The following is an 11,998-nucleotide window of genomic DNA, read 5'->3' on the forward strand; positions in this document are numbered from 1 at the left end:
CGTGGGGGGGTGGGAGTTGGTGGGGGGGGTGGGTTTTTTGTTGGGGCCCCGGGGGGGGGGGGGGGGGGGGGGGGGGGCCCCCCCGGGGCCCCCCCCCCGACGACCGTTGTGTTGACTGCGACAACCGTCCGTGAGCCCAGAAGGAGGGCGTGGAGATGGCGCTCGTTGCCGGGGTCGACTCGTCGACCCAGTCGTGCAAGGTGGTGATCCGGGACGCCGAGACCGGGGCGCTGGTCCGCAGCGGCCGGGCGGCGCATCCGGACGGGACCGAGGTCGACCCCCGGGCCTGGTGGGACGCGTTGGCCTCGGCGATCGCCGAGGCCGGTGGGCTGGACGACGTGGCGGCGGTGGCCGTCGCCGGTCAGCAGCACGGGATGGTCTGCCTCGACGAGGCGGGTGAGGTGGTCCGGCCCGCGCTGCTCTGGAACGACACCCGGTCGGCGGGGGCGGCGGAGGAACTGGTCGAGGAGCTCGGCGGTGGCGAGGCCGGGCGGCGGGCCTGGGCGGAGGCGGTCGGCAGCGTGCCGGTGGCGAGTTTCACCGCCACCAAGCTGCGCTGGCTGGCCCGGAACGAGCCGGAGAACGCGGCGCGGGTCGCCGCGGTCTGCCTGCCGCACGACTGGCTGACCTGGCGGCTGGGCGGTGCGGCCGGGCTGGACGCGCTGCGTACCGACCGGGGGGACGCGAGCGGGACCGGGTACTGGTCACCGGCGACCGGTGACTACCGGATCGACCTGCTGGAGCGGGCGCTCGGGCGGACGGTGGCGGTGCCGACCGTGCTGGGGCCGGCGGAGGTGGCCGGGCGGTTGCCGAACGGCGCTCTCCTGGGGCCGGGGACCGGGGACAACGCGGCCGCCGCCCTGGGCGTCGGTGCGGTCGCCGGGGACGTGGTCGTCTCGATCGGTACCTCGGGGACGGTGTTCAGCGTCGCGGACACCCCGGCGGCGGACTCGTCCGGCACGGTGGCCGGGTTCGCGGACGCGACCGGACGCTTCCTGCCGCTGGTCTGCACCCTGAACGCGGCCCGGGTGCTGGACGCGGCGGCGGCGATGCTGGGGGTCGGACTCGACGAGCTGGCCAAGCTGGCGTTGAGCACGCCGGCCGGCGCGGACGGGCTGGTGATGGTCCCCTACCTGGAGGGCGAGCGGACGCCGAACCGGCCGCTGGCGACCGGGGCGGTGCACGGGCTGACCCTGCGCACCTCGACGCCGGGGCATCTGGCCCGGGCCGCCGTCGAGGGCATGCTCTGCGCGCTGGCGGACGGGTTGGACGCGCTGCTCGCCGAGGGCGCGACGGCGAACCGGATCATCCTGGTCGGTGGCGGGGCCCGCTCCGAGGCGGTACGCCGGATCGCGCCGGAGGTCTTCGGGTGTCCGGTGCTGGTGCCGGAGCCGGGCGAGTACGTCGCCGACGGAGCGGCCCGGCAGGCCGCCTGGATCGTCCAGGGTGGAGCGGAGCCGCCCGCCTGGTCGACCGGCGAGTCCCAGGAGTACGTCGCGCCCGGCGTCTCCCGGATCCGTGAGCAGTACGCCCGCGCCCGTGACCTGATCCTGGACCGCCCGGCGGGCTAGCGGAGCCACCGCCCCGGCGGTGGCTCCCGCCGCACGTCTCCCACCCCGGTCGACCCACGGTCCGGTAGGCATCCAAGATTGCCTATAGGACCGTGGGTCGATGTTTGGCACACTGCCTGTGGCCGGAGTTTCGGCCCGATCGGGTGGTGAGGGTGGAGGGACTGTCGATGGAGGCGCCGGCGGTCGGCGAGGTGCGGGAGAGGTCCGGAGCGCGGGGGGAGTCCGGGGAGCCGTCGGACGAGTCGGAGTCGCCCCCGGGGACGGCGGAGCCGACGGTGCTGCCGGTGCGGTCCCGGGCGGGGATCGCCGCGCTGCTGGAGTGGCTGCTGCTCGGTGCCGGAATGCTGCTGCTGGCGGTCTATCCCCGGCCGCCGATGATGGGGGACGGGCTGGTCCGCTATCAGGCGCTGCTCCAGTTGCTGGAGCAGCGGCAGATGCCGGAGATGGCGTACTCGTTGATCGGGCCGCTCTTCGCGACTCCGCTGTGGGCGGTCGGCCGCTGGTACGGCGACCCGCAGCCGGTGCTGGCGCAGTACAACCTGCTGCTCTTCGGGTTCGCGCTGCTGGCGGTACACCTGTTGCTGCGCGACCGGATGGATCGCGGGCTGCTGCGGCGGTTCCTCCTGCTGCTGGTCGCCGGGAGCATGGCCGCCGTGCACGTACAGGACTTCTATGGCGAGATGTTCACGGCGACGACCGTCGGGGTGGGACTGCTCGCCGCGACGCTGCCCGGGACGGGCCGGCCGACCCGGCTGGCCGGTTGGGTCGGGGTGGTGCTCGGGGTCGCCAACACCCCCGCGTCGGTGGTGGCGCTCGGTCTCGTCGTCGGACTGCTCTGCCTGCGGGAGCGGCGGCTGCGCTACCTGCTGGTGCTGCTGGCGGCCGGGCTGCTGGTCGCCGGTGAGGCGTGGCTGCGCTTCGGTGACCCGCTGCACCGGGCGTACGCGAACAACGGCGGCGGGCAGACCGTGATGCCGTACTCGGGCGAGCCGGGTTTCTCCTACCCGCTGCTGCTCGGGGTGCTGGCGATCCTCTTCTCGTTCGGCAAGGGGCTGCTCTGGTTCATCCCGGGACTGTTCCTGCCGGTGCGGCGGTGGCTGCCGGAGCGGGCCGGTCGGGGCGTGGCCGGGGTCTGGCTGCTGTGGCTGCTCTTCGTGGCCGGGCTGGTGCTGGTCTACGCCTCCTGGTGGGCCTGGTACGGCGGCCTGTACTGGGGGCCGAGGTTCTTCCTGCTCGCCATCCTGCCGGCCAGCCTGGCCCTGGCCGTACGGCTGGGGGCGGCCGAGGCGGGACCCTGGGCGAACCTGGCCACCCTCGCCGCCGTACTGCTCTCGGTCTGGGGTGCCGTCAACAGCCTGGTCTACGGGCAGCTCTGGCCGTGGACCTGCTACGACAACAACTACTACCTGGAGTCGCTCTGCCACTTCACCCCGGAGTTCAGCCCACTGTGGTATCCGCTGGTGGAGCAGCCGGCCCTGACCGGGTTGCAGCGGGTCGCGCTCGCCGGCCACGCCGTGGTGCTGCTCTGGCTGGTGGCGCCGGTGCTCGGCCGGCTCGCCCGGCAGGCGGGTACGGCACTCCGGGCCGGCCGGTGGGTCTGGTCGCCGCGGAACTGGCACTGGTAGCGCCGATCCGGCTGCCTGTGGTCGGCCGGCGGCGGTCGGGGCGGTGGCGGTCGGGCCGGTCGACGCGCCCGAGAGGTCGACGCGCCCGAGAGGTCGGCGCGGACACTGTGGGTAGTCGGATCGCCGCGAGGTGTGTAGCTTCCTTACGGGCCGGTGAAACTGTCCGAGGAGGCCGCTGATGGAGGAGACCGAACGCATCCGGCGCGCGGCGGTGTGCCGGGACGCATTCGAGCTGTTGCTGACCGGGCAGCCGGAGCCGGCCGCCGCGCAGCTCAAGGGGCTCACGGAGGCGGCACCCGGCGCCCCGTACCGGACCGAGGCGGCGTTCCTCCTCGCCCTGGCGAAGGCGGTGCCGTACACGCACCGGCAGTTGGCCGGCGGCGCGGACGCGCTGCGGATCGCCGCCGAGGGGGACCATCCGATCTACACCCCGGCGGCCAAACTGCTGCTCGCCGGGCACGCCACCCGGGTCGAGGACTACGAGCTGGCGAACCGGTTCTGGAACCAGCTCGCCGGGCCGTACCGGCTCGGGTACAGCGCGGTGGCGTGGTTCCACATCGCCCTCAACCACGAGCGGGCCGGCGAGCCGGACCGGGCCCGGGACGCGATGGCGAAGGCGCGGGCCACCAGCGACCCGCAGTACGCCCCGAAGGCGATGAGCTGGATGATCACGTATTACAACAACCGGGGCCGGCACGACCGGGTGGAGGCGCTGGCCGAGATCGCGTTCGACTTTCCGGACGATCCACTGGGGCTGGACCGCTACATGCAGCGGAACCACCACGCGGTGATCGGCCGGCAGAAGCTGCTCGACCTGGCCGAGCCGGCCGGGGTGCTGGCCGGCGCCCAGATGCTCGCCCAGGCCAACGGCATCGAGGACGAGCCGCTGCCGGTGGCGCTCGCGAACGACCTCCAGTTCCAGCCCACCCCGATGGCCGGGGTCGACCTGCCGTGGTTCGAGCCCTACCTGCGGCACCAGCCCGGCACCGAGGCGCTCTACACCGCCGCGCACCAGGCGCTCGCGTACGCCGACTACGTCTGCACCCAGGCCGCCATCCAGTATCTGGAGCGGAACAACGGGCCGGCGAACAGCTTCCGCAACATGGTGCAGTACCCCACCCGTTTCCCGTGGGGAGCGGTGATGCACGAGAGCATCCGGCAGCGCCTGCTCAACGTGTTGCACGCGCCCGACCACTTCATCCCGACCGACTGGGCGACGGTGCACGACCCGGACTGACCGCGCCCCGGCAGCCGAGCGGGGTACCCGAGCCGGGGCACCGTCTGGAATTCTCGCTGTCGTGCGGAGCGGATCGTGGCGGTGGAATCCGGCGGAGCGGCGGGTGCGGTCGGCGTTCGGCGAGGGAGCCGAGGTCGACCTGCGCGGCACGGCGTACCCGGTCCGGGCGGAGTTGCTGGTCGAGCTGCTCACCGGCGACGCCAACCGGGCCGGCTCCCGGGCCGGGCTGCGGGTGCGGTCGGCCCGGATCGTTGGCCGGCTGGACCTGCGGCACGCCGAGATCACCGTCCCGGTCTCGATCAGTGGCTGCACCTTCACCGACGTACCCGAGCTGACCGAGGCCCGGGCGGTCAACCTCGTCCTCGCCGACTGCACCCTGCCGGGCCTGCGGGCCCGGCTGCTCGAACTGCGCGGAGACCTGGCGCTGCTGCGCTGCGTCGTCACCGGCCCGGTCGACCTGCGGGACGCCCGGGTCGGCGGCACGGTCACCCTGAACGGCTCCCGGCTGGCCGACCGGGCCGGGTCGACCGCCGAGGTCTTCCCGCCGATCGACCCCGGTACGGCGCTGGCGGCGGGCCGGCTGACCGTGACCGGCAACCTGCACGCCCGGCAGGGGTTCGTCGCCGAGGGTCAGGTCTGGCTCGGCGGTGCCCAGGTGGGTGGCAACCTCGATCTCGACGGCGCCACCCTGCGGCATCCGACCGGGGCGGCGCTGAGCGCGGACCGGTTGACGGTGGCCGGCAGCCTCACCGCCCGGTACGGCTTCACCGCCGAGGGCGCCGTACTGCTGATCCACGCCCAGATCGGCAACCAGCTCAACTTCCACCACGGCGCACTCCGGGGGGCGGGGACGTTCGCCCTGCATCTCGGGGGTGCCCGGGCCGGCAGCGTCTGGCTGACCTTCGCCGAGCGGCCGACCGGGCGGGTCCGGCTCTCCGGTCTCCAGGCCGACTCCATCTTCGACGACCCGCGGACCTGGCCGGCGGAGCTGGACCTGATCGGCTGCACCTACCGGCTGTTGATCGCCCGGGCGCCGTCCCCGCCGGACGAGCCGTCGCCGCCGGTGCCGGTCAGCGTCCGGCAACGGCTCGACTGGCTGCGGCGCAGTCCCGAGGGCTACACCCCGCAGCCGTACGAGCAGCTCGCCGAGGTGTACCGGCGAAGTGGCCAGGAGGCGGAGGCCCGCCGGGTACTGCTGGAGCGGCAGCGGCGACGGCGGGCCACCCTGCGGGCTCCGGGGCGGCTCTTCGGCGCCCTGGTCGACGGCCTGGTCGGCTACGGCTACCGCACCTGGCTGGCCGCGATCTGGCTGGTCGCCTTCTGGGCACTGGGGACGCTCAGCTTCGCCCTGGATCCGTCGGTGGCCCGGAACCCGGCCGAGGCGCCGGAGCGGAACGCCGCGCTCCAGGCGCTCGACCTGCTGCTGCCGATCGTCAACCTGGGGCACGACAACGCCTGGAAGCCGGTCGGCGGCACCGAGTACGTCGCCGCGCTGCTGGTGCTGGCCGGTTGGGTGCTCACCACGGCGGTGGTCGCCGGGCTGACCCGTACGCTCGACCGCTGAGCCGGGTGTTGGTGGGCGGAACCGTGGCGCGGCCGGTACGCCGGCCGGAGGAAGATCGTTTACCGGACCCGAATCGATCCGTATCGTAGCGATCACATTCCAACCGTGTGCTTCCGAGATCCCCCTCAGGTCCGGGTGTCCGTGGGCCGCCCGGGCGTGGCCTCATGGAAGGGCGTGCAGGTGTATCAATCCGTTGTGCCGACCCGGCCGCGATCCGCGGCTCGGCTCGGCGTACTCGCCACCGTCCTGGTCAGCATCGCCGCGCTGGTCGCCACCTCGCTCGGCGGCCCGTCCGAGGCGACCGGGCGGCACCGGCCGTTCCCGCTCGACCTGGAACGGGCCGGCATCCCGCAGATCCGCGCGGCGCTGGACGCCCGGCGGATCAGCTCGGAGGAACTCGTCCAGGCCTACCTGGAACGGATCCGGGCGCTGAACACCAACGGCCCGGGCCTGAACGCCGTCCGGGCGGTCACCCGGGACGCGGTCGCCCAGGCGAAGCGGGCCGACCAGGAGCGCCGGCAGGGCCGGGCGAAGGGGCCGATGCACGGCATCCCGGTGCTGATCAAGGACAACATCGACCTGTCGGGGCTGCCCACCACCGCCGGGGCGATGGCGCTGGAGCACTCGTACCCGGCGCGGGACGCCTTCCTGGTCACCCGGTTGAAAGCGGCCGGGGCGATCATCCTCGGCAAGACCAACCTGACCGAGTTCGCCAACTTCACCACCAGCGGGATGCCGTCCGGCTACAGCGGGCTCGGCGGCCAGGTGCTCAACCCGTACGACGTCAGCCAGACCCCCAGCGGCTCCAGCTCGGGTTCCGGCTCGGCCGCGGCGGCGGCGCTGGCCACCGTCACGATCGGTACCGAGACCTCCGGTTCGATCCTCAGCCCGTCGGTGGCTAACTCGCTGGTCGGGGTGAAGCCGACCGTCGGCCTGGTCAGCCGGACCGGGGTGGTGCCGATCGCCGCCAGCCAGGACACCGCCGGCCCGATGACCCGGACCGTCTACGACGCCGCCGCCCTGCTCAGCGCGCTGACCGGGATCGACCCGGAGGACCCGGTCACCGAAACCAGCTCGGGCGTGGTCGGCACCGACTACACCAGGGCGCTCTCGACGACCGCGCTGCGGGGCAGCCGGATCGGTGTCGCCAGCAGCCCGACCGGCAACCAGGGGGTGCTGTTCGCCGAGGCGCTGGACGTGCTGCGGGCCCGGGGCGCCACGGTCGTGCCGGTCACCGTCGACACCGGCGGCCTGCCGCCGAGCATCCTGAACTACGAGTTCAAGCGGGACCTGAACGCCTACCTGGCCCGGCTGCCCCGGCAGGCGCCGATGGACACCCTCGACGACGTGGTGCGGTGGAACCTGGCGCACGCCGAGGAGGGCGCGATCAAGTTCGGCCAGACCCAGCTGGTCGCCTCGAACGAGATCGACCTGACCGATCCGGTGGCGAGGTCGGAGTACGAGACCAACCGGGACGCCGGGATCGCCGGGGCGCGGGAGCGGATCGACTCGGTAATCGCCGCCGAGAACCTGGACGCGATCGCCTTCGTCGGCAGCGGGTCGGCCGGGATCGGCGCCCGGGCCCAGTACCCGTCGGTCGCGGTCCCGATCGGGTACGACCCGGCGAACGGTCGCCCGGTCGGGATCTCCTTCCTGGGTACCGCCTACACCGAGGCCCGCCTGCTCGCCCTGGCGTACGACTACGAGCAGGCGTCGGCCAGGTGGCGCCCGCCGTCACAGGTCAACCCGTCGCTGTTCCGGTGTGCCGACTTCGGCGCCCGCGAACCGAGCTGCGCGCCGTAGCCGGCAGCCGCCGAGGGCGGTGTCGCGGCAGCCCGGCCCCGGTACGACGATTCGTCGGCTCGGCGACTGGGTAGCAGGAGCCATGACAGCCAAGCATCCCCCAAGAGGAGGCGTGTCATGGGTATCGGCACCAGCATCTTCCTGATCGCGCTCGGTGCGATCCTGACCTTCGCCCTGAACGTCAGCGTCGGTGGCCTGGACCTGGACGTGGTCGGCTGGATCCTGATGGCGGCCGGCGTACTGGGCCTGATCATGACCACTGTGATCTGGAGCAACCGGCGCCGGGCGGTGGTGACCACCACCGAGCCGACCGAGTACCGCCAGGTCACCACGACCGAGCCGACCGAGTACCGGCGGGTGGAGGAGCGGCGCGACGTGCTGCCGCCCCGGTAGTCCGGGCGGGCGAGGGGAACGAATCGGTGACGTACGTCCCCGTCAGGGTCGGTCGGGGCCGGCTGGGGTGTGGCTCGGTGGCTGGGGGGCACCGGGCGCACGCCACGCCCCAGCCGGCACCTGGAATAGCGCCGCCGTCCGGTTCCGCGTCACATCCTCGCCATAAGTTGACTCACTTTCACTCTGTGTAGCCGCTGGCCTGGAGGTCGAAGAGTTCCCGGTAGAGCCCGCCGGCCTCGACGAGCTGGTCGTGGTCGCCCTGCTCGACCAGCCGACCGTCCCGCATCACGTAGATCCGGTCGGCGTGCCGCACGTTGGCCAGCCGGTGGGTGATCAGCACGATCGTCCGGTCCGGGTGCCGGCGGAGCTGCTGGAAGAGCGCGTGCTCGGCCCGGGCGTCGAGCGCGGCGGACGGCTCGTCGCAGATCAGCAGCCGGCCCTCCCGATAGAGTCCCCGGGCCGCCACCAGCCGCTGCCACTGGCCGCCGGAGAGGTCGTGGCCGTCCCGGAAGCTGCGGTCGAGCAGCGTGTCGTAGCCGCGCGGCAACCCGCTGACCATCTCGTGCGCCGACGCGGCCGTCGCCGCCGCCACCACGGTAGGCCCGGCCTCCTCGGGCCGGTCGTACCGGCCGATCGTGATGTTCTGCCGGGCGGTGAACGGAAACTTCCACCAGTCCTGGCTCAGCACCGCCACCTGCGCGCCGACGGCGCCGGGGTCGAGGGTGCCGATGTCCACCCCGTCCCAGCGGATCGTCCCGCCGGTCGGCTGGTAGAGCCCGGCGAGCAGCTTGGCCAGGGTCGTCTTGCCCGAACCGTTCTCGCCGACCAGGGCGATCACCTCGCCCCGGCGTACGGTCAGGCTGACCCGGTCCACCGCCGGCCGCTCGGTGTCCGGGTAGTGCAGGCTGACCTCGTCGACCTCGATCTCCTCGAAGCCGGCGACGGCCGCGCCGCCCCCGCCCCGGGTACGCCCGTCGGCCCGCTCCAGGAAGGTCAGGAAGTCCCGGTAGTAGAGCGCGTCCTCGTACAGCCGGTTGGTGGCGTGCACGGTGTTGCCCAGGCTGGTCCGGGCGGCCTGGAGCGCCAGCAGCGCGGTCGCGGCGGCGGCCAGCGGCACCACGCCGGCGAGCAGCAGCCAGCCGAGTACGGCGTAGATCGCGAAGGTGGCGAGCCCGGCGACCGAGCCGCCGCCCACCCGGGTCGAGGTCTGCGACCGGACCAGCCGGAGCTGGGCCCGGGTCTCCATGGTCATCACCCGGCGGTACTCGCCGAGCAGGAATCCCCGCATCTGGTACGTCCGCACCTCGACCGCGGTGTGCCGGTTCGCCATCAGGGTGGCGAGCATCCAGAGCCGGCGTCGCCGGGTGATCCTGGCCAGCAGCGCGATGTACTCCCGGCGGGCGATCCGGACCGCGGTCACCGCCGACGGCACCGCCGCGACCAGCAGGCAGGGCAGCAGCAGCGGTTGGATGACCGTGACGGCGGCGGCGGTGGCGACCACCCCGACCAGGCCGGTGATCAGGTTGACGGTGTCGTCGACGATCGACGCCGCCTCGGTCATGCCCCGGTCCCGGGCCCGGTCCATCTCCTCGGCGAAGCCGGCGTCGTCGAAGGCGGCCAGGTCGACCGCGGTGGTCGCCTCGAAGAGCCGCAGCTCGACCCGGTAGTTGATCTGCGGCGCGAGCCGGGCCTGGGCCCAGCCGGCCGCGATCGTCAGGCCGCCCTTGGCCATCACCGCCAGCGCCGCCACCGTCAGGCCGGGCGCGGCCGACCGGACCCGGTCCGGGGTCGGCCCGGAGGCGAAGAGTTCCCGCAGTACGGTGCTGGTGGCCAGCAGACCGAACGTGATCATGATGCCGGCGACGATGTTGAGGCCGATCGCGGCCAGCGTGTCGGCCCGGCTGACCCGCCAGGCCAGCAGTACCGCCTCCCGGATGATCGCCGGCAGTCGCCGGGCCACCGCCCAGAAACTCGTCTCGGCAAAGGCGGCGCCGTGGTGCATCCAGCCGGCGTCGGCCAGCTCCGGCAGCGCCGCCGGATCGTCCGGCCCGTCCGCGCGGCCGGCGTCCGCGCGATCTTCCGCCGCCCGGTCGGCCACCCGCTGGCGTACGTTCGTCCTCGTCGGCTCCACCAGCACCTCCAGGAATCCGAACCACTCTCGACGATCCCGTCCGGGCGTCGCGCCATCACGGACAGTCGCGTGCACACTACGATCCCGCACCGACGGCCCCACCGAAATGGCGTACCAACCGGCAGAATTCCGGGTAGCCCACCCGGCGGTACCGTCATCCCGCCGTTACCTGATCCTGATTGAGTGCCGGACATGACGATCGGTGCCCAGCGAGTCGCCCGAGGCGGGGGACCGGTCCACCGGTTCTACAGCGTCGCGGTCTTCGTGGTGCTCGCCTCGCTGGACAACGTGGCGATCGGACTGGTGCCGCCGCTCTACGGCTCCATCGCGCCCGCACTCGACGTCGGTGTCGGTGCGGTCGGCGCGGTCACCGCGACGAGCTTCCTGGTCAGCGCGGTGGCCGCGGTCGGCTGGGCGTACGTCGGAGACCGGACCAACCGCAAGCCGCTGCTCATGGTCGGCACGCTGCTCTGGGCGGCCGGGACGGCGGGCAGCGCGCTCGCCCCCAGCTACCTGGCGTTCTTCGGCACGCAACTGCTGGCCGCGATCGGCCTCGGCGCGGTGGGTTCGGTCGGCTTCTCCGTGGTCACCGACCTGGTCAGCCCGCGCCGCCGGGGCCTGGTACTCAGCTTCTGGGGACTCTCCCAGGGCGTCGGCACCCTGGCCGGCACCCTGGTCGGCGGGGTGCTCGGCGCGCAGGACTGGCGCCGCCCGTTCCTGCTGCTCAGCGTCGCCGGTCTGGTGGCGACCGTGGCATACCTGCTCACCTACGACATCCGGCGCGGCCAGAGCGAGCCGGAGCTGACCGACGCGCTGGCGGTCGGCGGGGACTACGACTACCGGATCAGTCGGGCCGACCTGCCCGGCATCCTGGGCCGCCGGACGAACCGCTGGCTGGTGTTGCAGGGGCTCACCGCACAGGTGGCCTTCGGCTCGCTGGTCTGGCTGCCGGCACTGTTCCGGGAGCGGGCCGAGGCGCAGGGCTACTCGTCGGCCACCGCCACGGTCGTGGGCAGCATCTTCGCCGTACTCTTCCAGCTCGGCGGGGTGCTCTCCATCGTCGGGGGACTCATCGGCGACGCCGCACAACGGCGTACCCCTCGGGGCCGGGCGATGGTCGCGGCGATCGGGGTGCTGGCGGCCGTACCGTTCTACCTGGTGCTCTTCTTCGTGCCGATCCGGATCGACGTGCCCGACGGCGCCGGTGCCGGCGCGGTGGCCGCGGCGGTGCTCGGCAGCGTCCTCACCGAGCCGACGGTCGGGTTCAGCCTGCTCACCGCCCTGCTCGCGCTCGGCCTCACCTCGGCCAACTCGCCGAACTGGTTCGCGCTGATCGCCGACGTCAACCCGCCGGAACACCGGGGTACGGTCTACAGCCTCGGCAACCTGGTCAACGGGGTGGGCCGGGCGGCCGGCAACGGGCTGATCGGGGTGGCCGCCTCGGCGCTGCGGGTGGCTTTCCCGCCACCGCTGAACTTCGCGGTCGGGCTCGCCGCCTTCCAGCTCTTCTTCATCCCCACCGGGATCATGTACTGGCTCGCGTCGCGCAGCGCGCCCGAGGACATCGACCGGGTGCACGAGCTGCTCACCGTACGGGCCGAGGAGGTCACCCCGGACGGGCGGCGGATCGGTTCACCCCACCCGCCCTCCGGCTAGCGACGGCCGGCGCCGTGC

The 11,998-nt window shown here is 73.2% G+C and carries 8 protein-coding genes; 7 read left to right on the forward strand and 1 reads right to left on the reverse strand.

Features of this window, described 5'->3' with window-relative positions:
• Nucleotides 1–155 precede the first annotated feature (155 nt).
• The 6 genes from xylB to V1634_RS04875 all read left to right on the forward strand — a co-directional run bounded on the left by xylB (nt 156) and on the right by V1634_RS04875 (nt 8,193).
• Nucleotides 156–1,571: a xylulokinase gene (gene xylB / locus V1634_RS04850; RefSeq protein ID WP_331206525.1), complete on the forward strand. Its 1,416-nt coding sequence runs from the start codon at nt 156–158 to the stop codon at nt 1,569–1,571.
• Between the two features lie 152 nt (nt 1,572–1,723).
• Nucleotides 1,724–3,196, forward strand: a complete 1,473-nt coding sequence (locus V1634_RS04855) for a hypothetical protein (RefSeq protein WP_331206526.1) — start codon at nt 1,724–1,726, stop codon at nt 3,194–3,196.
• Between the two features lie 178 nt (nt 3,197–3,374).
• Nucleotides 3,375–4,433, forward strand: coding sequence for a hypothetical protein (locus tag V1634_RS04860; protein ID WP_331206527.1), 1,059 nt, complete (start codon nt 3,375–3,377; stop codon nt 4,431–4,433).
• Nucleotides 4,434–4,494: 61 nt separating this feature from the next.
• Nucleotides 4,495–5,997, forward strand: a complete 1,503-nt coding sequence (locus tag V1634_RS04865) for a hypothetical protein (protein WP_331206528.1) — start codon at nt 4,495–4,497, stop codon at nt 5,995–5,997.
• 180 nt (nt 5,998–6,177) lie between these two features.
• Nucleotides 6,178–7,800, forward strand: coding sequence for an amidase family protein (locus tag V1634_RS04870; protein WP_331206529.1), 1,623 nt, complete (start codon nt 6,178–6,180; stop codon nt 7,798–7,800).
• A 117-nt stretch (nt 7,801–7,917) separates the two neighbouring features.
• Entirely contained in the window at nt 7,918–8,193 is a 276-nt protein-coding gene (locus V1634_RS04875) for a DUF6458 family protein (RefSeq protein ID WP_331206530.1), read from the forward strand.
• Between the two features lie 178 nt (nt 8,194–8,371).
• Here the strand turns inward: V1634_RS04875 and V1634_RS04880 are convergent, their stop codons facing one another.
• A complete protein-coding gene (locus tag V1634_RS04880) occupies nt 8,372–10,324 on the reverse strand; it encodes an ABC transporter ATP-binding protein (protein WP_331206531.1) in 1,953 nt (650 codons plus the stop codon).
• Nucleotides 10,325–10,516: 192 nt separating this feature from the next.
• On the opposite strand from V1634_RS04880, the gene V1634_RS04885 reads away from it, so the two are divergent.
• Nucleotides 10,517–11,980 carry an MFS transporter gene (locus tag V1634_RS04885; RefSeq protein WP_331206532.1) on the forward strand — a complete coding sequence of 488 codons (1,464 nt, stop codon included), beginning with the start codon at nt 10,517–10,519 and terminating at the stop codon, nt 11,978–11,980.
• The last annotated feature ends 18 nt before the right edge of the window (nt 11,981–11,998 follow it).

Origin of the sequence: Plantactinospora veratri, from assembly GCF_036421995.1 — a bacterium.
In the GTDB taxonomy this organism is placed as follows: domain Bacteria; phylum Actinomycetota; class Actinomycetes; order Mycobacteriales; family Micromonosporaceae; genus Plantactinospora; species Plantactinospora veratri.

Bases quoted from the DNA above. Each gene is read 5' to 3' on its own strand.
- V1634_RS04875 (WP_331206530.1), top strand. From the start codon at position 7,918: ATGGGTATCGGCACCAGCATCTTCCTGATCGCGCTCGGTGCGATCCTG.
- xylB (WP_331206525.1), top strand. From the start codon at position 156: ATGGCGCTCGTTGCCGGGGTCGACTCGTCGACCCAGTCGTGCAAGGTG.
- V1634_RS04885 (WP_331206532.1), top strand. From the start codon at position 10,517: ATGACGATCGGTGCCCAGCGAGTCGCCCGAGGCGGGGGACCGGTCCAC.
- V1634_RS04860 (WP_331206527.1), top strand. From the start codon at position 3,375: ATGGAGGAGACCGAACGCATCCGGCGCGCGGCGGTGTGCCGGGACGCA.